Annotated in this window: 20 protein-coding genes; 8 read left to right on the forward strand and 12 right to left on the reverse strand. The window is 72.8% G+C overall.

Annotated features, from left to right (window positions below; genetic code table 11):
• Nucleotides 1–2 precede the first annotated feature (2 nt).
• The 3 genes from IE200_RS14180 to IE200_RS14190 are packed head-to-tail and all read right to left on the reverse strand — an operon-like array spanning nt 3 to nt 2,530.
• Nucleotides 3–530, reverse strand: coding sequence for a mycothiol transferase (locus IE200_RS14180; protein ID WP_191280134.1), 528 nt, complete (start codon nt 528–530; stop codon nt 3–5).
• Nucleotides 527–1,612: a DNA polymerase domain-containing protein gene (locus tag IE200_RS14185; RefSeq protein ID WP_191280135.1), complete on the reverse strand. Its 1,086-nt coding sequence runs from the start codon at nt 1,610–1,612 to the stop codon at nt 527–529. Before IE200_RS14185 ends, IE200_RS14180 begins: the two co-directional genes overlap by 4 nt.
• 18 nt (nt 1,613–1,630) lie before the next feature.
• Nucleotides 1,631–2,530: a hypothetical protein gene (locus tag IE200_RS14190; RefSeq protein WP_191280136.1), complete on the reverse strand. Its 900-nt coding sequence runs from the start codon at nt 2,528–2,530 to the stop codon at nt 1,631–1,633.
• 82 nt (nt 2,531–2,612) lie between these two features.
• Here IE200_RS14190 and msrB point away from each other — a divergent pair, with 82 nt between their 5' ends.
• A complete protein-coding gene (msrB, locus tag IE200_RS14195; protein WP_129456376.1) occupies nt 2,613–3,011 on the forward strand; it encodes a peptide-methionine (R)-S-oxide reductase MsrB in 399 nt (132 codons plus the stop codon).
• Between the two features lie 116 nt (nt 3,012–3,127).
• On the opposite strand, the gene IE200_RS14200 is transcribed toward msrB, so the two are convergent.
• Genes IE200_RS14200 through IE200_RS14210 form a run of 3 tightly spaced genes read right to left on the reverse strand, consistent with a single transcriptional unit; the run spans nt 3,128 to nt 6,085 of the window.
• Nucleotides 3,128–3,973, reverse strand: a complete 846-nt coding sequence (locus IE200_RS14200) for a hypothetical protein (protein ID WP_191280137.1) — start codon at nt 3,971–3,973, stop codon at nt 3,128–3,130.
• Between the two features lie 38 nt (nt 3,974–4,011).
• On the reverse strand, nt 4,012–4,731 hold the full coding sequence (hemQ, locus tag IE200_RS14205; protein WP_191280138.1) for a hydrogen peroxide-dependent heme synthase: 720 nt from the start codon (nt 4,729–4,731) through the stop codon (nt 4,012–4,014).
• Nucleotides 4,732–4,735: 4 nt separating this feature from the next.
• Nucleotides 4,736–6,085 (reverse strand): protoporphyrinogen/coproporphyrinogen oxidase, encoded by a 1,350-nt coding sequence (locus tag IE200_RS14210; protein ID WP_191280139.1) that lies wholly within the window; start codon nt 6,083–6,085, stop codon nt 4,736–4,738.
• Nucleotides 6,086–6,141: 56 nt separating this feature from the next.
• Here IE200_RS14210 and IE200_RS14215 point away from each other — a divergent pair, with 56 nt between their 5' ends.
• A complete protein-coding gene (locus IE200_RS14215; RefSeq protein ID WP_191280140.1) occupies nt 6,142–7,137 on the forward strand; it encodes an NYN domain-containing protein in 996 nt (331 codons plus the stop codon).
• 105 nt (nt 7,138–7,242) lie between these two features.
• Here IE200_RS14215 and hemE read toward each other — a convergent pair whose 3' ends face one another.
• Nucleotides 7,243–8,289, reverse strand: coding sequence for a uroporphyrinogen decarboxylase (gene hemE / locus IE200_RS14220; protein WP_229856555.1), 1,047 nt, complete (start codon nt 8,287–8,289; stop codon nt 7,243–7,245).
• Nucleotides 8,290–8,361: 72 nt separating this feature from the next.
• Between hemE and IE200_RS14225 the strand changes: the two genes are divergently transcribed.
• Together IE200_RS14225 and IE200_RS14230 are read left to right on the forward strand one after the other, a co-directional pair.
• Nucleotides 8,362–8,982 carry a DUF3000 domain-containing protein gene (locus tag IE200_RS14225; RefSeq protein WP_191280141.1) on the forward strand — a complete coding sequence of 207 codons (621 nt, stop codon included), beginning with the start codon at nt 8,362–8,364 and terminating at the stop codon, nt 8,980–8,982.
• A gap of 4 nt (nt 8,983–8,986) precedes the next feature.
• Complete coding sequence (locus tag IE200_RS14230) at nt 8,987–10,306, forward strand: HRDC domain-containing protein (RefSeq protein WP_191280142.1); 1,320 nt, start codon at nt 8,987–8,989, stop codon at nt 10,304–10,306.
• A 24-nt stretch (nt 10,307–10,330) separates the two neighbouring features.
• On the opposite strand, the gene IE200_RS14235 is transcribed toward IE200_RS14230, so the two are convergent.
• The 4 genes from IE200_RS14235 to hrpA all read right to left on the reverse strand — a co-directional run bounded on the left by IE200_RS14235 (nt 10,331) and on the right by hrpA (nt 16,779).
• Nucleotides 10,331–11,731: an extracellular solute-binding protein gene (locus tag IE200_RS14235; RefSeq protein WP_191280143.1), complete on the reverse strand. Its 1,401-nt coding sequence runs from the start codon at nt 11,729–11,731 to the stop codon at nt 10,331–10,333.
• Between the two features lie 9 nt (nt 11,732–11,740).
• Nucleotides 11,741–12,202: a type II toxin-antitoxin system PemK/MazF family toxin gene (locus tag IE200_RS14240; protein ID WP_191280144.1), complete on the reverse strand. Its 462-nt coding sequence runs from the start codon at nt 12,200–12,202 to the stop codon at nt 11,741–11,743.
• A 151-nt stretch (nt 12,203–12,353) separates the two neighbouring features.
• Nucleotides 12,354–12,950, reverse strand: a complete 597-nt coding sequence (locus tag IE200_RS14245; protein WP_229856556.1) for a hypothetical protein — start codon at nt 12,948–12,950, stop codon at nt 12,354–12,356.
• A 10-nt stretch (nt 12,951–12,960) separates the two neighbouring features.
• Nucleotides 12,961–16,779: an ATP-dependent RNA helicase HrpA gene (hrpA, locus tag IE200_RS14250; RefSeq protein WP_191280145.1), complete on the reverse strand. Its 3,819-nt coding sequence runs from the start codon at nt 16,777–16,779 to the stop codon at nt 12,961–12,963.
• 65 nt (nt 16,780–16,844) lie between these two features.
• Between hrpA and IE200_RS14255 the strand changes: the two genes are divergently transcribed.
• Together IE200_RS14255 and IE200_RS14260 are read left to right on the forward strand one after the other, a co-directional pair.
• The gene (locus IE200_RS14255; protein WP_229856557.1) at nt 16,845–17,681 is read left to right on the forward strand and encodes an SDR family NAD(P)-dependent oxidoreductase; all 837 of its coding nucleotides are present in this window, start codon (nt 16,845–16,847) and stop codon (nt 17,679–17,681) included.
• 67 nt (nt 17,682–17,748) lie between these two features.
• Entirely contained in the window at nt 17,749–18,318 is a 570-nt protein-coding gene (locus IE200_RS14260; RefSeq protein WP_191280146.1) for a DUF402 domain-containing protein, read from the forward strand.
• Here IE200_RS14260 and IE200_RS14265 read toward each other — a convergent pair.
• Nucleotides 18,296–19,708 carry a threonine/serine exporter family protein gene (locus IE200_RS14265; protein WP_229856559.1) on the reverse strand — a complete coding sequence of 471 codons (1,413 nt, stop codon included), beginning with the start codon at nt 19,706–19,708 and terminating at the stop codon, nt 18,296–18,298. The genes IE200_RS14260 and IE200_RS14265 overlap by 23 nt on opposite strands.
• A 79-nt stretch (nt 19,709–19,787) precedes the next feature.
• Between IE200_RS14265 and IE200_RS14270 the strand changes: the two genes are divergently transcribed.
• Both IE200_RS14270 and IE200_RS14275 read left to right on the forward strand, forming a co-directional pair.
• A complete protein-coding gene (locus IE200_RS14270) occupies nt 19,788–20,921 on the forward strand; it encodes a glutamate--cysteine ligase (protein WP_191280147.1) in 1,134 nt (377 codons plus the stop codon).
• Between the two features lie 105 nt (nt 20,922–21,026).
• Nucleotides 21,027–22,433: a WS/DGAT/MGAT family O-acyltransferase gene (locus tag IE200_RS14275; RefSeq protein ID WP_191280148.1), complete on the forward strand. Its 1,407-nt coding sequence runs from the start codon at nt 21,027–21,029 to the stop codon at nt 22,431–22,433.
• The last annotated feature ends 143 nt before the right edge of the window (nt 22,434–22,576 follow it).

The following is a 22,576-nucleotide window of genomic DNA, read 5'->3' on the forward strand; positions in this document are numbered from 1 at the left end:
GGTCAATCGGCGAGCTCGGCCACCACGTCCAGGTGACCGGCGTGCCGGGCGTACTCGGCGAGGACGTGGAAGCAGATCCATTCCAGCGTGGGCGGGTCGTCGGCGAACCGGCCACCCGTGGCTGCCGTCGCGTCGAGGGGGTGGTCGCGGAGCACGCCCAGGGTGCGGGCGGCGACGTCCTCGAGCCGGGTCGCCAGCGACTCGGCGGTCACGTCGTCAGCCACGTGCCACCGCGACGGTGGTCCGGGGTCCCCGTCGGCCCAGTCACCCCACGGTTCGGCGACCCGCTCGCCGAGGAACCCCCAGACGAACCACCGCTGCTCCATGTGGAGCACGTGGCTGAGCAGCTCCAGCGGCGTCCATCCCGAGGGCAACCGCGACGTGCGCTGGTCGGCGTACGACAGCGACAGCACCGTGGCCGCGAGGTCGCCACGCACCCAGTCGAGGTAGTCGGCCCACCGCTGCGCGCCGGCCGGTCCTGTCTTCGGCGGCTCGCCGCTGTTGCGGGAGACCCGCTGGTCCTCGCTCACGTGCCCTCGATCCGGTTGCCGTCGGCGTCCCAGTGCGCCTCGACCTTCTTGCTCGGCTGCACCCGCGGCGGCTCCCCGGGCATCTTCGGGTGGTCGGGCGGGTAGTTGAGCTCGACCGGGTGCTCCTCCCACAGGTCGAGCAGGGGCTGGAGCGAGTGGTGCACGTCGTCGATGCCCTCCCACGGGTCACCGTCCAGCATGAGGCGCGAGGGCACGGAGAACAGGTTGAGGTGGTGGGGGTCGGTGAGCTCGGCGAGCTCGTCCCACGCCAGCGGCGTCGACACGGGCGCGCCGGCGATCGGCCGCAGCGAGTAGGCCGAGGCGATCGTGCGGTCGCGGGTGTTCTGGTTGAAGTCGACGAAGATCCGCTCCCCGCGCTCCTCCTTCCACCACGCCGTGGTCACGCCGTCGTCGCGCTTCTCCAGCTCGCGACCGAACGCGATCGCGGCGTGGCGCACCTCGCCGAAGTCCCAGCGCGGCTCGATCCGTACGTAGACGTGGATCCCGCGGTTGCCAGACGTCTTCGCGAAGCCGGTCATCCCGAGATCGGCCAGCAGCTCGCGAGCGACACCCGCGACCCGTACGGCGTCGGCGAACGTCGTGCCCGGCTGCGGGTCGAGGTCGATGCGCAGCTCGTCGGGGTGGTCCACGTCGGCGCGCCGCACCGGCCAGGGGTGGAAGGTGAGGGTGCCCATCTGCGCGCACCACACCGGCACCGCGATCTCGGTGGGGCAGATCTCCTCGGCCGTGCGCCCCGAGGGGAACGTGATCTGCACGGACTCGAGGTAGTCGGGAGCGCCCTTGGGCACGCGCTTCTGGTAGAACGCGTCGGCGTCGCGGTCCTGCGGACCGGTGGCCAGCTTCATGCCGGGCCGCACCCCCGACGTCCAGCGCTCCAGCGCTGTCGGCCGGTCGCGCAGCGCGCGCATCAGCCCCTCCTCCACGCTCGTGAAGTACTCCGCGACCATCAGCTTGGTCACCGCGGGCGTGCGGTCGGTCGCCTCGTAGATCACGCGATCGGGGGACGAGATCCTGACCTCGCGGTCCCCCGCCTGGACGTACGCCTCCGCAGCCTTGGCCATCCCCCGACCCTAGTCGGGTCAGCCGACGGGCCGGAGGACCGAGTCGACCACGACCACACCCTCGCCGAACTCGCGATCGACCCACTGCTGGATGCGGCCGTCGTCGTGGAACACCGTGACGAGGAGTCGGTTGCTCGGGTCGCCCGCGCCGCTCTCGACGAACCCGGGCAGGTCGAGCGTCGTGCGCTGGAGGGCCAGCATCTCCTTCTCCGTGCGCTCGACCTCGGTCACGCAGAGCATCCCGCTCCAGACCTCCCGGACAGCCGCCTCGGCCACGCCCGGGTCACCTGCGACGGAGACGGACACCACCGTGTTCGCCGGGTCGCGCGGGCCGGGCTCGCCCTCCGGGCTGCTGACCGAGACCGCCGCGAAGTCGTCCAGTCCCTGTGCGGTCGATGTCGCCCGGAGGAAGTCGTCCTGGGTGACCCGGCTGCGATCGAGCACCTGCCATCCGCCGTCCGGGGTCGGGCAGGGGATCTCGACCTCGAACGGTTCCGGTTCGACCTCCGACTGCGTCGCCTCCTCGACGGCGAAGGTCGAGCCGTCGAAGGTGCCCACCAGGCGGTAGGTGCCCATCCGCACCCCCTTCTCCTCGGTGAACTCCCCGCCGTCGCGGTCCCAGTCCCACCCCGCGACGGACGCGTCGCGGCACACCAGGGGGTCGGGCAGTCCGCCTCCCCAGAGCACGTCGCTGAAGCACAGCTGGGCGCCCGAGCCGTCGTCGGTCACGGTCACCGGCCGGGAGCTGACCACCCGCCGGTCGGCCCCGGGGACGGCGGTCGGCCGCACGACCGGACCGTCGTACGTCGCCCGCGCCGTCGCCGTGTCCGTCGGCTCCGACGACGCCCCGCCGCACGCGCCCGTCACGAGCGCCAGCGCGCCGGCGACCAGCCATCTCCCCCACGAGTCCCCCGTCATGACGTCACCGTGCCGCACGACGACGCCGGTGACGAGGGGTGTGGCTGGATCGTGACCTTCCCCCGCCTCGTACGCTGGGGGCATGGCCTACGACGTGCAGAAGACCGACGAGCAGTGGCGCGAGGAGCTCACCCCCGAGGAGTACGCCGTGCTCCGCCAGGCCGGCACCGAGCGCGCGTTCACCGGCGAGTACACCGACACCGAGACCGAGGGCACCTACTCGTGCAAGGCCTGCGGCTCGGAGCTGTTCACCAGCGACACCAAGTTCCACTCCGGCTGCGGCTGGCCGAGCTTCTACCAGCCGATGACCGACACCGTGGAGTACATCGAGGACAACTCCCACGGCATGAAGCGCGTGGAGGTGCGCTGCGCCAAGTGCGGCTCGCACCTGGGCCACGTCTTCCCCGACGGCTTCGGCACTCCCACCGGCGACCGCTACTGCATCAACTCGATCAGCATCACGCTCAACGAGAAGAAGTAGCGGCCCCTTCCCGCCTGCTCCCCCTCGGTAGTCAGGGACGTTCCGGTAGGCGATTCGGCCGTTCCACCTACCGGAACGTCCCTAACTAGCCCGGACCCCGGACCCCGGGCCCCGGGTCAGGAGACGGGGACGAGCGCGGAGCTGATCCGCACCAGCCCCTCGCCGTACGTCTCGTCGGCCCACGCCTGGATCGAGCCGTCGTCGAACACGACCTGCGCGTCGAGGGAGTCCGGGGCGAACGACCCGCTGGTCAGCAGCTGGTCCCCGAGCGCTCCCTGCAGCTCGGTGTTGACCTCGTTGAGGTCGGCGTCGGTGCGCTCGACGGTGGTCACGCACAGCATCCCGCCCCACGTCCTGCGCAGCTCGGCCTCGGCCGCCTCGGGGTCCCCGGTGACGGCCACGTTGATCGTGTTGCCCGTCAGCCAGGCCGTGGCGTACGTCGGCAGCGCGGAGGCCGCGGCGAGGGTGGCGTCCATGTCCTCCGGGGTCGCGCGGGACGTGTCGGTCGTGGTCGCGTCGTCGCAGGCGGCCGCGAGCGGCTCCGGCTCGGGCTCGGCCATCACGTCGTAGAGCGCCGCCGGGATAGCGTCGGTGACGGTGAAGGTCGTGCCGTCGTAGGTCCCGGTGAGGGCGTACGAGCCCCACCGCACGCCGGACGCCTGCTCGGACCCGACGTCGCCCCAGTCGAAGTCGACCAGGGCCGGACCGCCGCACTGGGGCGGGTACGACTCGGCGACCGGGCCGAGGCACAGCTCGGGGCCGTCGCCGTCGTCGAGGACCATCACCAGCCCCTGCGTACGGACCTCGCCCTCCGGCACGGGCGTGGGCGCGCCGGCCGGCCCCGTCGAGGCGGCCGGCTCGTCCGACGCGGACGGGTCGACCGCGTTGGTCCCCGGGTCGGTGGAGCAGGCGGCGAGGGAGCCCAGCACGGTGAGCACGGCGGCAGCGGCGAAGATCCTCATGGTGCTACGACGCTACGCCGTGCCCGCGCGTTCCCGCGTCAGGGCAGGCGGTCGAGGAGCTCCGCCGGCGTCACGCGGGCGCCGGTGTAGAACGGCACCTCCTCGCGGACGTGGCGGCGGGCGTCGGAGGCGCGCAGGTCGCGCATCAGGTCGACGATCCGGTGCAGCTCGTCGGCCTCGAAGGCGAGCAGCCACTCGTAGTCGCCGAGGGCGAACGAGGCCACGGTGTTGGCGCGCACGTCGGCGTAGCCGCGGGCCTGCTGGCCGTGCTGGGCGAGCATCCGGCGGCGCTCGGCGTCGTCGAGGAGGTACCACTCGTAGGAGCGCACGAACGGGTAGACGCACACGTGCGCGCGCGGCTCCTCGTCGGCGAGGAAGGCCGGGATGTGCGACTTGTTGAACTCCGCCGGACGGTGCAGCGCCATCTGCGACCAGACCGGCTCGAGGCGGCGGCCGAAGGAGGTGCGCCGGAACGCGTTGTAGGCCCCCTGGAGCTGCTGGGAGTCGGCGGCGTGCCACCACACCATCAGGTCGGCGTCGGCGCGCAGGCCGCTCACGTCGTAGATGCCGCGGACCTTCACGTCCTGCTCGGCGAGCACCTCGATGAGGGCCTCGACGTCGGTCGCCTCGGCGGCCCGGTCGGCGTCGCCGAGCACGTCGCGCAGCTTGAAGACCGACCACATCGTGTAGCGGATCGTGTCGTTGAGCTCACGCGTGCGGGCGGCGTTGGTCTTCGCGTCGGGGGACTCGGTGCTCATGGCCTCATTCTGCCCGTGTGACCGAGGCCACGGCCCGCCGGGCCGAGCCGATCACCGCGGGGATGCCGACGCCGTCGTACGCCGCGCCGCAGACCGCGAGCCCGGGTCGTGTCGCGACGGCGGCTCGGATGCGGGCGACGCGGTCGAGGTGGCCCACGGCGTACTGCGGCAACCCACCGCCCCACCGCTGGACGTGGGTGTCGACGGGACGCGCCGTGATGCCCGCCATCGCCGCGAGGTCGGTCAGGGACACCCGCACCAGCCCGTCGTCGGCGGCCTGCAGCGTCGTCTCCTCACCGTGGCGGCCCAGTGAGGTGCGCAGCACGACGACGTCGGGGTCCAGCTCGCGCACCCAGGCCCACTTGGCGAACGAGAAGGTCGAGGCCTTGATGGTGCGCTGCTCGACCGGCGGGACGAGGAAGCCCGAGCGGTCGAGGAGGCCGCCCGGGACGTCCCGGGTCCGGAAGGCCAGGGTCACCACTGCGACGCTCGCGGTGTCGATCGCCGCGAGCTCGCCGGCCGCGTCCGGGACCTCGTCGGCGAGGAGCCGCGCGGCGGGCACGGACGGGGTCGCCAGCACGACCGACCCGGCCTCGACCGTCTCGGGGTGCGTCGTCGGCCCGACGGTGACCGCCCAGCCGCCCGGCGTGCGCCGCAGGGCACGCACGGTCGCCGCCGTACGCACCTCGAAGCCACCGCCGTCGACGACGAGGCCGGGCAGCCGCCCCATGCCTCCGGGCAGCGACGCGAAGACGGGCGCGGTGGAGAGCGGGAGGCCTGCGACCTGCTCGAGCAGGCTGCCGCGGCGGGCCATGGCGAGGAGCTGCGGCACGGCCGCCGCGGCCGAGATGGCGCGTGCGTGCCCGGCGTACACCCCGCCGAGCAGCGGCTCGACGAGCCGGTCGACGAGCTCGTCGCCCAAGCGCCCGGCCACGAGCTCGCCCACCGACACGTCGTCGCCGACGGGCGTGTCGACCTCGTGGCGCGCACGCAGCAGGCCCTCGGGGCTGAGCACCCCGCTGGCGGCGAGCTGGTCGAGGTCGAGGGGGACGCCCATCAGCGAGCGCGGCATCGTGCGCAGCGCACCGCGCGACCAGACGGCGGACGCAGCGGAGGTCGGGTGGACCACCTCCGCGCCGACCTCCTCGGCCAGCGCCAGGCCCTCCGGGCGGCGCGCCAGCATCGCCTCGGCGCCGACGTCGACGGTGAGGCCGGCGACCTCGGCGCTGCGCAGCTTGCCGCCGACCTGCGGGGATCCCTCGAGCAGCAGCACGTCGCGGCCGGCGGCGGCGAGACCACGTGCGGCGACGAGGCCGGCGATGCCCCCGCCCACGACCACAGCGTCACGCCTCACGCCGTCCACCCTGCCAGAGGGGGTGGCGGCCCACCGGCGCACCCTAGGCTGCACGCATGGAGTTCACCGGAGCCGCCGACCGGATCGCGGTCATGATCGATGCCGACAACACACGGCCGTCCTACGCCAACGAGGTGCTCAGCGAGGTCGCGAAGTACGGCGACCCCACGATCCGGCGCGTCTACGGCGACTGGACCAACCCCCACCTCACCCAGTGGGCGCGCAAGCTCAACAGCCTCGGCCTGCGGGCGATGCACCAGAACGCCTACACCTCCGGCAAGAACTCCACCGACCTCGCGCTCGTGATCGACGCGATGGACCTGCTCTACGACGGCAACGTCGAGGCCTTCGCGCTCGTGACCAGCGACAGCGACTTCACCAGCCTCGCCCACCGGCTGCGCGAGTCGGGCAAGAAGGTCTACGTGCTCGGCGAGAACAAGGCCCCCGAGTCGCTGCGCAACGCGTGCGACAAGTTCATCGACCTCGCCGTCGTGACCGACCGCGACGACGAGGACACGGACGACGACGAGGCCGAGGACACCCCCTCGATCAACCTGCAGAGCGCCCTGACCCGGGCCGTCAACGCCGTGTCGGACGACGACGGCTGGGCGCTCCTGCCCGCGCTGGGCAACCAGCTGGTCCGTACGCACCCCTCGTTCGACGCGCGCAACTTCGCCGGCCCCGGCGCCAGGCTCAGCACGCTGGTCACCGCGCAGCCCTACCTCGAGACCTCGGGCTCGGGCAACCAGCTGCTGGTGCGGCTCAAGGGCGCGAAGCCCGCAGCGAAGACCGCGCCCAAGGCGCGGACCAGGAAGAGCCAGCCCAAGAAGGAGGTCGCGAAGGCCGCTGCCAAGACCTCCGAGAAGGCTGCCGAGAAGGCTGCCGAGAAGGCTGCCGGGAAGGCCGCCGCGAAGACCTCCGAGAAGGCTGCCGAGAAGTCGACCGAGAAGTCAGCCCCGACGTCTGCGCCGGCGTCCCCGCCCGAGCAGCCCGTGGCCACCACGACCCTGACCCGCAGGACGAGGAAGAAGCCGAGCACACCGGGGTCCTGAGGGTTCTTCGTGGGCGCGCGGACCGAAGTTCGCGGACGTCCGACCGCTGAGCGTGGCCAGAGGCCCCGGTGCCGGGTTAGGTCCGCGCGTCTGCGGTCGCGCCGGTCAGTAGGCGTGCACGAAGTCGGTGAGCGCCTTGAGCTGGTCGGGGTCCGTGGAGGGGATCACGCCGTGGCCGAGGTTGAAGACGTGGCCCTTGGCCGCGCGCCCGGCCTCGATGATCTCGGCCGCACGGGCGGTCATCACCTCGGTGGGCGCGAAGACCAGCGTCGGGTCGAGGTTGCCCTGCACGGCGCGGTCGCCGACCAGGGGGATCGCATGCTCCAGCGGCGTGCGCCAGTCGACGCCCACGACGTCGGCTCCGGCCTCGCCCATGAGCCCGAGGAGGTTGGTCGTGCCGACGCCGAAGTGGATCCGCGGCACGCCGAGCTCGCCCGCCGCGGCGAGCACCCGCTGCGAGTGCGGCATCACCGAGGCGCGGTAGTCGGCCGGGGTGAGCGCCCCTGCCCACGAGTCGAAGAGCTGCACGGCCGAGGCGCCCGCCTCGACCTGGATGCGGAGGTAGGTCGCCGCGATGCCGGCGATCTTGCGCATCAGCGCGTCCCACACGTCGGGGGCGCCGAACATCATCGCCTTGGTCTTCGCGTGCTCCTTGGACGGCCCGCCCTCCACGAGGTAGGACGCGACGGTGAACGGGGCGCCGGCGAACCCGATGAGCGGCGTGACGCCCAGCTCGGCGACGAGCTGGCGCACGGCCTGCGAGATGTAGGGGACGTGCGCGGGCGTGAGGTCCGGGATCGCCTCGACGTCGGCGAGCGTCCGTACGGGCGAGGCGACGACCGGCCCGACGCCCGGCTTGATGTCGAGGTCGACGCCGACGGCCTTCAGCGGCAGCACGATGTCGGAGAAGAAGATCGCCGCGTCGACGCCGTAGCGGCGGACCGGTTGCAGGGTGATCTCGGTGACGAGGTCGGCGTCCATGCAGGACTCGAGCATCCCGATGCCCTTGCGGACCTCGAGGTACTCCGGGAGCGAGCGTCCCGCCTGCCGCATGAACCACACCGGTGTGTGCGAGGGCCGCTCACCGCGGGCCGCCCGGAGGAAGGGGCTGTCGGCCAGGCCGGGGTGGGGCGTGCGTACGGCGTCGGTCACGTGCCGAATCTTCGCAGGTCAGGCGGCGTGGCGGCACATCGGCGAGGCCGGCCGCTGGCCTACTCTGGCCTCATGGTGGCCCGTCACGAGACCCACCCGGGCAGTGCTGCCGCGGCTGGACCCGCGGAGTTCCGCGCGGCTGTGGAGTCGATGCGTCGGGCGTCGCTGCGCCCGGAGGTGTTCTGCGAGGAGATGCCGGCGCCGCAGCGCATCGCGCCGTGGTCGTCCGCGCTCAGCGGCGACGTCACGGTCGACGACGACGACCTCGGCACCGGGCGGCTGATCCTGCTCCACGACCCGGCGGGCAACGACGCGTGGGACGGGACGTTCCGCTGCGTGGCCTACGCCCGGGCCGACATCGATCCCGAGCTCGGCGCGGACCCGATGCTGGCCGCCGTCGGCTGGTCGTGGCTGACCGAGGCCCTCGAGGCCCACGGGGCCGGCTTCCACGCCGCCTCCGGCACCGTCACCCGCGTCACCACCGAGAGCTTCGGCCAGATGGCCGACGAGTCCGGCACCGCCCAGGTCGAGATCCGCGCGTCGTGGACGCCCGACGTCGACGAGGTCGGCGGGCTCGACATGACGGCGCACGTCGAGGCCTGGGGCGAGCTGCTGTGCACCGCGGTCGGCCTGCCGCCCGTGCCCGAGGGCGTCACCGCCATCCCCAGCCGGCGTGGACAGCGTGGCACCTGAGCCGATGCCCGACACCCCGGACACCTCCCTCGGCGACGCCGGTCCCGACCCGGACCTCGACACCGGTCCCGACACCGGTCCCGACACCGGTCCCGACACCGGGCCCGAGGCGCCCCCGGCTCCCCTGCTCGAGCTCCGTGACGGCCTGCCCGAGGTCGTCGACACCGACGCCGGGCTCCTCGAGGCGTGCGAGGCGCTGGCCGCCGCGACCGGCCCGGTCGCCATCGACGCGGAGCGCGCCTCCGGCTACCGCTACTCCAACCGCGCCTACCTGATCCAGCTGCGTCGCGAGGGCGCCGGCACCTGGCTCGTCGACCCGATCGGCATGTCCACCCTCGACCCGCTCCAGCACGCCCTCGCCGGCTCCGAGTGGATCCTCCACGCCGCCACGCAGGACCTGCCCTGCCTGCGCGAGGTGGGTCTGACCCCGACCAGCCTCTTCGACACCGAGCTCGCCGGCCGCCTCCTCGGCTACCCCCGCGTCGGGCTCGCCACGCTCGTCGAGACCGTCCTGGGGCAGCGGATGCGCAAGGAGCACTCCGCCGCCGACTGGTCGACCCGCCCGCTGCCGGAGTCGTGGCTCGAGTACGCCGCGCTCGACGTCGAGGTCCTCCTCGAGCTCCGCGAGCACATGGTCACCGAGCTCGAGAAGGCCGGCAAGGCCGAGTGGGCGCGCCAGGAGTTCGACCACCTGCTGGGCTTCGAGCCGGCCGTGCGCGTCGACGCGTGGCGGCGTACGTCCGGGGTGCACCGGCTGCGCGGGCGACGTGCGCTCGGCGCGGCGAAGGCCATGTGGGAGGCCCGCGACGCGATCGCCGCGGAGCGCGACGTCACGCCCGGCCGGATCCTGCCCGACTCCGCGATCGTGGTCGCGGCCACCGCCATGCCCACCGACCGTCGCGCCCTGCTCGCCACCCAGGGCTTCCACGGCCGTGGCGCCAGCCGCTACGCCTCGACCTGGGTCGAGGTGCTCCAGCGGGTGCGCGAGATGGACGAGGACGAGCTCCCGACCCGCGCGCCGCGGGGCGAGGGTCCCCCGCACCCCCGGACGTGGGCCGACCGCGACCCCGTCGCCGACCGTCGCTTCAAGGCCGCGCGCGAGTCGATGCTCAACCTCGCCGACGAGCACCAGCTGCCGGTGGAGAACCTGCTCACCCCCGACTTCCTGCGTCGGCTGATGTGGGAGCCGCCGGAGACCCGTGAGCCCGCCGAGCTCGCCGACGCCGTACGCGCCCAGCTCGCCTCGTACGGCGCCCGCCCGTGGCAGGCCGGGTTGGTCACCGGCGCGCTGGTGGGCGCGATCCTCGGCGCCGAGCGCGAGTAGCGCCCGCCAGCCCTACCCGGAGGCCTACTCGGAGGGCGACTCGCTCGGCTCCTCGGTCGGCGACTCGGTCTCCTCCTCGGGCGACAGCACCGTGCGCGAGGCCTGGTCGATCTGCTCGGTGGTCTCCTCCAGGTCGAGCACGCCCGGCGCGGTGACCAGGCGCTCGAGCAGCGGCGTGACGGCCTCGACCAGCTCCTCGCGTTGGTCGACGAAGGGCGGCACCACCATGTAGCGGATGCTGGAGTTGAACGCCGCCGCGTTGGCGGGCTCCAGGCCGGGGGCGAGGAAGTCGTCGGAGGCGGCGACCGAGGTGTTGGCCGGCACGATGTAGCCGGTGGAGGCGACGGTCGCGATGGCCGCGTCGGAGACGGCGTAGGCGATGAAGTCGGCCGCGTCGCCGACGTTCTCGGACCCGGCCGAGAGGCAGAGGCCGCTGATGTCGCCCACGGTCGCGCGGTCCTCGATGGTCGGCATCGGCAGCACGTCGAAGTCGAGGTCCTCGGCGTCGCGCAGCTCGGGCACGAGGTTGCGGAACCCGGCGATCATCGCGAGCTCGCCCCGCTTGAACAGCTGGACCGGCGTCGCTCGCGCGAGCTGGGCGTTGGTCGGCGTCAGGGCAGCGTTGCGCAGGATGGCGAGCGTCTCGCCGAGCGCCTCGCGGGTCGACTCGTCGCTGAAGGCGAGCGAGGTCGGCTCCTCGTCGTCGTCGAAGACCTGTCCTCCGCCGGAGTGGATGAACGGCGTCAGACCCTGCAGCGTCGGGTCGATCCAGACCCCGCGACGGTCGCCGCGACGCGACGCGAACTCGGCCGCGGCGCCGAACTCGGCGAGCGTCCACCGCTCACGCACGCCCTCGTCGCTGACGGTCGGCACGTCGAGCTCGCGTCGCTCCATCTTGTCGAAGTCGACGATGTCGGTGTTGTAGTAGACGACCATCGGCGACACCGAGTAGGCCATGCACTGGAGCTCGTCGTCCATGGCGAAGGCGTCGACGGCGTCGCGGGAGAAGCGGTCGCCGAAGTCGACGCCGCGCTCGTCCAGCAGCAGGCTCACCGGCTGCAGCGCGTCGGCCTCGACGAGCTGGTCGAGGTCGATGCTGGAGGTGAGGAAGGCGTCGGGGGCGTTGCCGGCCAGGACGTCCTGCAGCGCGGACTCGTGGTCGGGCCACGACCGGAGCGTGACCTGGCGGGTGGTGGAGGTGGCGTTGAAGGAGTCGACGACGCTCTGGAAGGCCGCGACCTCCTCCTCGGTGCCGTAGGCGCCGAAGGTGATCTTGCGCGGCTTCTCGACCGGCTGGCCCGTCGCGTCGGGAGACGGGCTGGGGGCCGGCGCCGGCTCCGCGTCGCTGGTGCAGGCGGCGGTGGTCAGCGCGAGCGCGAGGACCGATGCGGCCAGGGTGCGACGGCGGAAGGAGAGGCGAGACACGGCGAAACCCTAGCCGGACAAGCCGCGACGAGCCTCCACGACGGCAGTGAAGATCGTCTCGTCGAGCGCGGCGCCCTCCCGTCGTACGCCGTCGCGCTCGAGGTGGATGAGCCGGTCCAGCCGCACCTCGCTCGGGCGCCCCTGCGAGTCCCAGCCGCCGGTGCCGACGTCCATCCAGTAGCGGCCGAAGCGTGCCTCGTCCGCGGCGTCCCGGTCGTGGTCCTGGCTGCTGAGCATCAACCCGGTCCACCCCTCGCCCGTTGTGTCGAGCACCAGCACCGGCCGGTCCTTGCCCTGGGTCGGGTCGTCCTCGTAGGGGACCCAGGCCCACACGACCTCGCCGGGGTCGGGCTCGCCGTCGCGCTCGGGGGCGTACGACGATCCCGCGCCAGCCGGGTCGGTGGGCGCGTCGGCCGGCGGCCCCGCGGTGTGGTGGGTGAGGAACGCGCGGATGCGCTTCGCGATCGTCATCCCGCGAGTTTAGACGGCGCCCCGGACAGGGGCCGGACGTGAGCGAGTGCGCCGGACCGGGAGCGCCTCACGGCGCGTGGCCGCTCGTAGCGGCTAATTGTGGGACCCGGGGCTGCCACAGCCCGACGCACTCGAGGACCATTTTAAGCACTCAGGCCAGGGTGTTGGCGATTTCGCCGTGGCCGGCCGCCTCGAGCTGCTCGGACAGGAGGAGCACCCGGCTGATCTCCTCGTGCGTCGCGCTGCCGATCGCGGCCCGTCCCGCCGCCACGATCCGGGCGAAGGCGGCCGCGCGGAACAGCGTCACGGCGAAGTCGCCGCGGGTGATGCCGCGGAGCACGTCGTCGACCATCCGGCGCAGCTCGTCGGGGCCGGGCGGGTCCGCGACGCCGGCGACCACGCGGGCCACGTCGACGCGTCGCTGGCCGGCCTCGTACTCAGCCGCCACCGCCTCGGGCGCCGCGTACACCCACGAGCGCAGCAGGAACAGCTGCCACAGGCAGCCGGCGAGGGTGTCGGCGGGCGCGCCCGACCACACCTCGGCGAGCGTCTCGAGGCCCTCGCTCTCGGCGAGGTGGACGATGCGCTCGGCGACCTCGGGGTCCTCGGAGGCGCGGGCGCCGCGCACCAGCACCGTCGCGGCGAGGTCGCCGGCCTCGCGGACCTGTGCGGGGTCGGCGCCGCCGGCGATCTCGGCGAAGAAGCCGCCGCCGGGTGTCATCGGGCGGTGGTGGGGGCGGCCGGTCATGCCGTCCACCCTAGGCAACCCCGGCGCGGGCCATCACCTTGCGGATGCGCTGGTCGCTGACCTTCTCCCGGGTGCCGAGCTGCTGGGCGAACAGCGACACGCGGTACTCCTCGAGCATCCAGCGCGCCTCGCGCAGGTGCTGCGGCACCGGCTGCCCCTCGGGGAGCGCGGCGACGGCGTGCAGCCACGCCTCCTGGAGCCCGGAGAGCTGGTCCATCAGCTGGCGGTCGCGGGCGACCTGCTGGTCGAGGCGCTCGCGACGGACGGTGACGGCGGCGAGGTAGCGGGCGAGGTCGCGGAGCCGCGCCGGACCCGCCTCCCCCACGAACCCGGGGGACATCAGCCGGGCGACCTGGGCCCGCATGTCGGTCAGGGCGGGCAGCGTCATCAGGTCGGCGCGCCCGGAGATGGCCTTGTCGCACGCGCGCCAGGCCTCCAGCACCCGCATCACGTCGTGCACGGCGGAGCTCGTGCCGGCGGTGACGGCGGCACGGGCCGCGGCGACCACCTCGTCGTACGCCGCCTCGTCCCGCACGACCGCGTGCGCGTCGACGACCTCGCCGACGATGCCGGCGCGCACGTCCTCGAGCAGGTCGGCGACCGAGGCGTACGGCGACCCGACGAGCGCCAGCTTGGCCCGCTGGTCGAGCCCGGCGGCCGCGAGCACGTCGTCCACCGGCTGCGCGGGTCCGAGCGCGAGCAGCACCAGGCGGCGTACGCCGAGACGGTGGTGGGCGGCGGCCTCCTCGGCGGTCGCGAGCACCTGCAGCCCGACCGTGGCCCCCTCGTCGACGAGCGCGGGGAAGCCGCGGACCTCGTGCCCGGCGCGACGCTGCACGAAGGACTCCTCGACGGCGCCGAAGGTCCAGGCGGTCTGCCCGGTCGCCGTGACGCCGGAGTCGGAGGCGACGTCGGCCATCGCCTGCTCGAAGGTCGGCCGCAGCGGCTCCTTGAGCGCGTCGAGGTCCTTGCCGCGACCGGCCTCGCCGCCCTCCTCGGTCACGACCCGGTAGGTCGGCCGCAGGTGGGCGGGCACCTTGGACCAGTCCCACGCGTCGCGGTCGATGACCAGGCTGCGGGTGCTGCGGGCGAAGCGCTCCAGCGCGTCGAGCAGCGGCTCGGCGCCCGGCGGGGTCGTCTCGAGGAACTCGCGCGCGGTGTTGGGCGCCGGCACCATCGCCACGCGCAGGTGCTTGGGCAGCGAGCGGATCAGCTCGGTGACCAGCTCCTCGCGCAGCCCGGGCACGAGCCAGGAGAAGTCGTCGGCCTCGACGCGGTTGAGGGTCGCGACGGGGACGTCGATGGTGAGGCCGTCGTCGGCCGCCCCGGGCTCGAAGTGGTAGCTGATCGGGAAGGTCAGCCCCGTGTCGGCGCCGTCCGAGAGCCACTGGGTGGGGAAGTCCTGGGCGCGCACCTCCTCGGCGGTGCCGTGGGTGAGCATCTCGGGATCGAAGGTGAGCAGGTCGGGCTTCTTCTGACGAGCCCGCTTCCACCACTGGTCGAAGTGCTGGCCGCTGACCACGTCGGTGCCCACGCGGGCGTCGTAGAAGTCGAAGAGCGTCTCCTCGTCGACCACGATGTCGCGGCGCCGGGCGCGGTGCTCGAGCTCCTCGGCCTCCTCGAGGAGGCGGGCGTTCTCGGCGAGGAACCGGTGCCGGGAGTCCCACTCGCGCTGCACCAGGGCGTGGCGGATGAACAGCTCGCGGGCCAGCGCCGGGTCGACCTTGCCGTACGACACCAGCCGGTCCGCGACCAGCGGCACGCCGTACAGCGTGACCCGCTCGCGGGCCATCACCGCGGCGCGCTTGCGGGACCAGTGCGGCTCGGAGTAGGTCCGCTTGACCAGGTGGGCGCCCAGCCGCTCGGCCCACTCGGGCTTGATCGCCGCGTTCTGACGGGCCCACAGGCGGGACGTCTCGACCAGCTCGGCGCTCATCAGGAAGTCGGGGTTGCGGCCCTTCAGCACGCTCCCGGGGAAGATCGCGAAGCGGGCGTTGCGGGCACCGACGTACTCGCGCATCGGCTTGCGCTCCCCCGGCCGCGCCTTCCGCTGTCCTGAGCCTGTCGAAGGGTCGCGCTCCTCGAGGGCTCCGACGTGGCTCAGCAGACCGGAGAGCAGGGCCTGGTGGATGCCGTCCTCGTCAGGCGTGTCGGAGGGGTGGCCGACCTCGAGCTTCATCTCCTTGCACACCTGCCGCAGCTGGGACTCGTAGTCCTGCCACTCGCGGATGCGCAGGTAGTTGAGGTGCTCGCGCTTGCACATGCGCCGGAAGGCGCTCGAGGACAGCTCGCGCTGCTGCTGCTTGAGGTGGCGCCAGAGGTTGAGCCAGGTGAGGAAGTCGCTGGTCTCGTGCTTGAAGCGCGCGTGGAGCTGGTCGGCCTGCGCCCGCTGCTCCTCGGAGCGCTCGCGCGGGTCCTGGATCGACAGCGCCGCAGCGATGACGAGCACGTCGCGCAGGCAGCCGAGGCGCTCGGCCTCGAGGATCATCCGGCCCAGCCGCGGGTCGATCGGGAGCCGGGCCAGGCGCTTGCCGACGCTGGTCAGCCGTACGCCCGGCCGGTCGGTCGCCGTCCCCAGCGCGCCGAGCTCCTCGAGCAGGTCGGTGCCGGCCTTGACGTTGCGCCGGTCGGGCGGCTCGACGAACGGGAAGCGGGCGATGTCGCCGAGCCGGAGCGAGGCCATCTGCAGGATGACGCTGGCGAGGTTGGTGCGCAGGATCTCGGGGTCGGTGAACTCCGGGCGCGCCTCGAAGTCCTCCTCGGAGTAGAGCCGGATCGCGATGCCCTCGGCGACACGACCGCAGCGCCCCGAACGCTGGTTGGCCGAGGCCTGGCTGATCGGCTCGATGGGCAGCCGCTGCACCTTGGTGCGTACGGAGTAGCGGCTGATCCGCGCGACGCCGGTGTCGACGACGTACCTGATCCCGGGCACCGTCAGGGACGTCTCGGCGACGTTGGTGGCGAGCACGACCCGGCGCACGAGCGAGGAGTGGCTGGAGAAGACCTTGTGCTGGTCGGCGGCGCTGAGGCGCGAGTAGAGCGGCACGATCTCGAGCCGGTCGCTCTTCAACGCCTCGAAGGCGTCCGCGGTGTCGCGGATCTCGCGCTCGCCGGGCAGGAAGACGAGCACGTCGCCGGGGCCCTCGGCCGACAGCTCGCGCACCGCGTCGAGGATGGCCTCGGTCTGGTCGCGCTGGACCGGCTCGCCCTCCTCGTCGCTCTCCGGGAGCTCGAGCAGGGGTCGGTAGCGGACCTCGACGGGGTACGTACGCCCCGACACCTCGACCACAGGGGCCCTGAAGTGGGCGGCGAAGCGGTCCACGTCGATCGTCGCGCTGGTGATGATCACCTTGAGGTCGGGCCGGCGCGGGAGCAGGCGCTTGAGGTAGCCGAGCAGGAAGTCGATGTTGAGGCTGCGCTCGTGGGCCTCGTCGATGATGATCGTGTCGTACTTGCGCAGGTCGCGGTCGCGCTGGAGCTCGGCGAGCAGGATGCCGTCGGTCATCAGCTTGACCCGGCTGGCCCGGCTGGTGCGGTCGGTGAAGCGGACCTGGTAGCCCACGACGTCGCCGAGCTCGGTGCCGAGCTCCTCGGCGATCCGCTCCGCCACCGACCTCGCCGCGATCCGGCGTGGCTGGGTGTGCCCGATGAGCTTGTCGGTGCCGCGCCCCAGCTCGAGGCAGATCTTGGGGAGCTGGGTGGTCTTCCCCGACCCGGTCTCGCCGGCGACGATGACGACCTGGTGGTCGCGGATGGCGGCGGCGATGTCCTCGCGGCGCGCGGAGACCGGGAGCTCCGGCGGGTAGGTGATCTTCACAACGAGCGACATTCTCGCCCACGGCGGCAACCGGTTTGGCGGCGCCGCCCCCGTGACCGGGGACTACCGTGGCCGCCATGAGCCTGACCAGCGTCGCCGACAAGGTCGTCGTCATCACCGGCGCGGGGTTCGGCATCGGCCGCGCCCTGGCCCTCCGGTGCGCTCGCGACGGCGCGGTCCTCGCGCTCTCCGACTGGGACGCGGTCGGGCTCGCCGAGACCGTACGGCTCGTCGAGCGGGCCGGCACCCGGGTGAAGGTCCGCCACGACGTGGTCGACGTCTCCGACCGGGCCGCCGTCGCGGCCTGGGCAGCCGGCGTCGCGGAGGAGCACGGTCGGGTCAACCTCGTCGTCAACAACGCCGGGGTCACCGCCACCGGCGACTTCACCGACCTGACCTACGAGGACCTCGACTGGATCGTCGGGATCAACTTCTGGGGCGTCGTCCACGGCTCCAAGGAGTTCCTCCCCCACCTCATCGCCAGCGGCGACGGCGCCCTGGTCAACATCTCCTCGCTGTTCGGGCTGGTCTCGGTGCCCGGCCAGTCGGCCTACAACGCCACCAAGTACGCCGTGCGCGGGCTGACCGAGGCCATCCGCGAGGAGATGCTCGTCGCCGGCCACCCGGTGACCGTCACGTGCGTGCACCCCGGCGGCATCCGTACGGGCATCAGCCGCCACGGACGCAAGGCCGCCGGGCTCGACGCCGCGGGCATCGACGCGCTCTTCGATCAGAAGCTGGCCCGGATGTCGCCCGACCGGGCCGCGGAGATCATCCTCGACGGCGCGCTCGCCGGGAAGGCCCGCGTGCTCGTCGGTCTCGACGCCCACGTCATCCACCACGCCGCCAGGCTCCTCGGGGCTCGCTACCAGGACGTCGTCGCCCGGGTCGCCTCGCGCCTCCCCGTCCGCTGACCGGGCACGAAGTGCCCGCTCGGCGGTCCTGACGGGCACGGAGTGCCCGCTCGCCTAGGTTGGGAGCATGGAGCCCGGGACCCAGATCCGCTGCGAGATGACGAAGTGGGGCGAGCGCCCGCACTGGCAGTTCGCCGGGATCTACCTCGGTGCGGACCGGCACGGCGACTGGGTGGGGTTCCCCCAGGGCACCCACAACCAGCGGCCCGGGTACGAGTTCCACTCCGAGGTCGACTGCGTGACGCTGGTACCGGCGCACGGGTGGTACGCAGCGACGTTCCACGCTCCCGGCATCTGGTGCGACCTCTACATCGACGTCGCCACGCCCGGCCGCTGGGACGGCACGGTGCTGCGCGCGGTGGACCTGGACCTCGACGTGATCCGGATGTCGCCGGAGCCGCCGACCTTCGTCGGATCGGCTCCGCAGAACCGGGCCGCCGGGCCCGGCGAGGTCTTCGTCGACGACGAGGACGAGTTCGCCGAGCACCAGGTCGCGTTCGGCTACCCCGCGGACATCGTCGGCAGTGCGCAGGCCTCCTGCGACGAGCTCGTCAGGGCCGTGCGCGCCGGACTGGCTCCGTACGACGGCACGCACCAGCGGTGGCTCGCCGAGCTCAGTCGGCTGACTGCTTCCTGAGCTCGCGCCGCTCGGCGCGGGTCATCGCGCGGAACGGTCCGACCAGGCGCGGCCCGGCCAGGCGGCTCTCGAGCTTGCGCGCCTCGCGCTTGAGCGGCTGCGCGACGTACTCGCCGAGGATCACGCCGGAGGCGAGCGCGATCGCGACCGAGATCGCGGTCATCAGCGCGAGGATGCCCTGGGAGACGAAGAACCCGCCGTCGGCCAGGAACGTCAGGCCGCGGTAGATCGACAGGCCCGGCAGGAAGGGCACGATCGCCGGCACCGCGACGACCAGCGGAGGCACGCGCACGCGTCCGGCGACGGCGTAGGCGACGAGGCCGATGAAGAACGCGGCCGCGCCCGCGGCAGCCGCCCGGCCGAAGCCGGCCACCGTCACCGCCTGCGAGATGCCCGCGGCGATCGCGGTGATGAGCGCGATCGGCGCCACGGCGCGGCGTGGGGCGTACGACGCGACGCTGAAGGCGGCCGCCGCCACCGCCGCGCCGAGCAGCACGCCCGGCAGGTCGGAGATGCCGTACGCCCCGGGCACGAGCTGGCCGAGCTCGAGGCCGATGCCGTTGGCGACCGAGATGCCCAGCGCGACTCCGGCGATGATGCCGGCGGTCGCCATCATCGCCTCGATGAGACGTGCGCTCGAGGTCAGGTAGAAGCCGGTCAGCGCGTCCTGCACCGCGCCCATCAGGCCGATGCCCGCCAGCAGCATGATGATGTTGGCGGTGACGACGAGCGAGGGGTCGACCTCGATCGGGGTGGCGGCGACGGCCGCCGCGAGGAGGGTGGCGATCGCGCCGCCGGCGACCTGGAGGTAGAAGAACGGCAGCCGTCGTCGCGCCAGCACCAGCTGCACCCGGTCGATCAGCGCGGCCGCGACCGCGGCCACCATCGAGACGACCGGCCCGCCGCCGAGGAACACGCCCACCGACGCGGCCATCACCATCCAGGCGACGGTCACCGCCCAGCGGGGGAAGGCGTGACCGAGGGACACGATCGTGGCCATGCGTGAGCGGGCCAGGTAGAGGTCGGCCCGGTCGGTGAGCACGTCGCGCACGAGGTGGTCGACCGCGGTCAGGTCCTCGTAGTCGATGTCGCGCTGCTGGACGTGGCGCATCATCAGCGTCGGCACGTCGTCGACGGAGCGCTGGTGACTCATCGACAGGGCCGTGAAGGTCACGTCGATCTCGGCATGGCGCAGGCCGAGGTGGTCGGCGACCGACCGCATGGTCGCGGTGACGTCGGCGGCACCCGCTCCCGACGAGAGCAGCATCTCGCCGATCCGCAGGCACAGGTCCATCGTCAGGTGGACCTCGCGGGCCCGCTCCGCCTGCTCCTCGGCGTCCTTCTCGGCGTCCTTCTCGCGGTCCTTCCCGGTGTCCTCGTGCTGGTCCACCGGGCCATGGTGGCACCGGCCCGATCCGTTCCGTCACAGGGGTGAGCCCCGGCGGGGGGTGCCTCCCTAGACTCGAGCCATGCGCATCGACTTCCACGCGTCGCCGGCGCCCACGCTCGGCGTGGAGTGGGAGTTCGCGCTCGTCGACCGCACCACCCGCGACCTCGTCAGCCTCGCCTCCGAGGTGCACGAGCTGGCCGGCGGCCGCCTGGAGGAGCCCGAGCGGCTCCACAAGGAGCTGCTGCGCAACACGGTCGAGGTCGTCACCGGGATCTGCGACACCGTCGGCGAGGCCGTCGTCGACCTGCGCGACACCCTCGCGGTCGTCGCGCCGGCCGCTGCGGAGCTCGGCGTCGACCTCCTCGGCGCAGGCTCGCACCCCTTCGCCGACTGGTCCCACCAGCAGCTCACCGAGGGCCACCGCTACGCCGAGCTGATCAACCGCACCCAGTGGTGGGGGCGCCAGATGCTGATCTGGGGCGTGCACGTGCACGTCGGGATGCCCGAGCGCGACCGGGTGATGCCGGTGCTGGCGTCGATGCTCACGACCTACCCCCACCTCCTCGCCCTGTCCGCGAGCTCGCCGATCTGGGCAGGCCAGGACACCGGGTACGCCTCCAACCGCGCGCTGATGTTCCAGCAGCTGCCGACCGCGGGGCTCCCGTTCACCTTCGACACGTGGGCCGAGTTCGAGCAGTGCATCGACGACCAGACCACGACGGGGGTCATCGACTCGATGGCCGACGTGCGCTGGGACCTGCGTCCCGCGCCACACCTCGGGACGCTCGAGCACCGCGTCTGCGACGGCATGTCCGACCTCGGCGAGCTCGCCGCCCTCACCGCGCTGGTCCACTGCCTCGTGGTCGACCTCGACACCCGCCTGGCGGCCGGCGAGGACCTGCCGACGATGCCGCCGTGGCACGTGCAGGAGAACAAGTGGCGCGCCGCGCGCTACGGCCTCGACGCGATCGTGATCGTCGACGACCGCAACCGTGAGCGCCTGGTCACCGACGACCTCCACGACCTGCTCGAGCGACTCTCCCCCGTCGCCAAGCGCCTCGACTGCGAGGCCGAGCTGCGCACCGTCGCCGACATCCCAACCCGCGGCGCGTCGTACCAGCGCCAGCGCGCGGTGGCCAAGGAGTCGGGCGGCGACCTGGTCGCGGTGGTCGACGCCCTCGTGGCCGAGCTGGGCCACTCGCTGCGAGGCTGAGACGGTCCGGTCGCGGGACGCCTCCTTGTGGCCGTCGTGCCCCAGACGAGAGGATGCCCGGGCGTCCTCGCCGCGGGGGCGGGGGCCGACGCGAGGAGAAGACCTGTGGTCAACCTGATCGACCCGACTGCGACCGGGTTCCTCCTCGCCGAGAGCCGCAACATGCCGATGCACGTCGGCGGGCTCCAGCTGTTCGAGAAGCCTGCCGGCGCCGGTCGCGGCTACGTCCGCGAGATGTACGAGCAGATGCGCGACGTCGAGCAGGTCGCGCCGCTCTTCCTCAAGCACCCGCACCGCTCCGCGCGTACGGGCGGGCAGCTCGTGTGGGTGCCCGACGAGCAGTTCGACATCGAGCACCACGTGCGCCACAGCGCGCTGCCGAAGCCCGGCCGCATCCGCGAGCTGCTCGAGCTCTGCTCGCGCCTGCACAGCACGCGGCTGGCCTGGGAGCGGCCGCTGTGGGAGGCCACCGTCATCGAGGGCCTGCGCGACGGCCGGGTCGCGATGTACACTAAGACCCACCACGCGCTCGTCGACGGCGTCTCCGCGATGCGGCTCCTCGCGAGCGTCCTGTCGACCAACCCCGACGAGCGCGACATGCCCGCCCCGTGGGCGGTGCGGCCCCGCACTCGGCGCGAGGAGCCGCCGGCAGACGACGGCGCCTCGCTCGCCGACGTCTCGGCCGCCACCGTCCGTACGGCCCTCGCCCTCGCGGCCGAGGCCGCCGGGATGCCCGGCGCGCTCGTCCGTACGCTCAACAAGAGCGTGCGCAACGAGACCTCGGCGCTGTCGCTCTACGCCCCCCGCACGATGATCAACCAGAACATCACCGGCTCGCGTCGCTTCGCCGCGCAGGACTGGCCGATCGAGCGGCTGCGCGGGGTGGGCAAGGCCACCGGTACGACCATCAACGACGTCGTCCTGGCGATGGTCAGCGGCGCGATGCGGACCTACCTGCTCGACCTCGACGCGCTGCCGGAGACGACGCTGATCTCGATGGTGCCGGTCGGGCTCAACGCGAAGCAGTCGCAGCTGGCCTCCGCCGACGGCGGCAACGCGGTCGGCTCGGTGATGGTGCAGCTCGGCACCCACCTGCCCGACCCGGCCGACCGGCTCGCGGCCATCCACCGCTCGATGCAGGACGGCAAGCGGAGCCTGTCGGCGATGACCCCGGCGCAGATCCTGGCGATGAGCGCGCTCGGCCAGGCGCCGGCGATCCTGGGGCCGATCTTCCGGATGCAGGGCATCGTGCGCCCGCCCTACAACCTGATCGTCAGCAACGTCCCCGGGCCGCGGACGACCCACTACTGGAACGGCGCGAAGCTCACCGGCACCTATCCCCTGTCGATCCCGATCAACGGCATGGCGCTCAACATCACCTGCACGTCCTACGACGGCAAGATGTGCTTCGGCCTCACCGGCTGCCGGCGTACGGTCCCCCGCCTCCAGGTGCTCCTGCAGTACCTCGACGACGAGCTGAAGGCCCTCGAGCGGGCTGCCGGGGTCCGCTGACGGGATCACCGGTTACCCGGCTCTCCTGACACATCTGTGGGTAGGTGAGCGCGCCTGTCGTGGCGGCACGCCGCTCCCTGCCTAGGTTTCTGAGCTGTCGAAGAACAGGAACCGGTGACAGGAGAACGGCGTGCCTGGGGTCA

It is taken from the genome of Nocardioides flavus (ex Wang et al. 2016) (genome assembly GCF_014653115.1).
Taxonomy (GTDB): domain Bacteria; phylum Actinomycetota; class Actinomycetes; order Propionibacteriales; family Nocardioidaceae; genus Nocardioides; species Nocardioides flavus.

Bases quoted from the DNA above. Each gene is read 5' to 3' on its own strand.
- IE200_RS14185 (WP_191280135.1), bottom strand. From the start codon at position 1,612: ATGGCCAAGGCTGCGGAGGCGTACGTCCAGGCGGGGGACCGCGAGGTC.
- IE200_RS14190 (WP_191280136.1), bottom strand. From the start codon at position 2,530: ATGACGGGGGACTCGTGGGGGAGATGGCTGGTCGCCGGCGCGCTGGCG.
- msrB (WP_129456376.1), top strand. From the start codon at position 2,613: ATGGCCTACGACGTGCAGAAGACCGACGAGCAGTGGCGCGAGGAGCTC.
- IE200_RS14200 (WP_191280137.1), bottom strand. From the start codon at position 3,973: ATGAGGATCTTCGCCGCTGCCGCCGTGCTCACCGTGCTGGGCTCCCTC.
- hemQ (WP_191280138.1), bottom strand. From the start codon at position 4,731: ATGAGCACCGAGTCCCCCGACGCGAAGACCAACGCCGCCCGCACGCGT.
- IE200_RS14215 (WP_191280140.1), top strand. From the start codon at position 6,142: ATGGAGTTCACCGGAGCCGCCGACCGGATCGCGGTCATGATCGATGCC.
- IE200_RS14225 (WP_191280141.1), top strand. From the start codon at position 8,362: ATGGTGGCCCGTCACGAGACCCACCCGGGCAGTGCTGCCGCGGCTGGA.
- IE200_RS14230 (WP_191280142.1), top strand. From the start codon at position 8,987: ATGCCCGACACCCCGGACACCTCCCTCGGCGACGCCGGTCCCGACCCG.
- IE200_RS14240 (WP_191280144.1), bottom strand. From the start codon at position 12,202: ATGACGATCGCGAAGCGCATCCGCGCGTTCCTCACCCACCACACCGCG.
- IE200_RS14245 (WP_229856556.1), bottom strand. From the start codon at position 12,950: ATGACCGGCCGCCCCCACCACCGCCCGATGACACCCGGCGGCGGCTTC.
- hrpA (WP_191280145.1), bottom strand. From the start codon at position 16,779: ATGTCGCTCGTTGTGAAGATCACCTACCCGCCGGAGCTCCCGGTCTCC.
- IE200_RS14255 (WP_229856557.1), top strand. From the start codon at position 16,845: ATGAGCCTGACCAGCGTCGCCGACAAGGTCGTCGTCATCACCGGCGCG.
- IE200_RS14260 (WP_191280146.1), top strand. From the start codon at position 17,749: ATGGAGCCCGGGACCCAGATCCGCTGCGAGATGACGAAGTGGGGCGAG.
- IE200_RS14270 (WP_191280147.1), top strand. From the start codon at position 19,788: ATGCGCATCGACTTCCACGCGTCGCCGGCGCCCACGCTCGGCGTGGAG.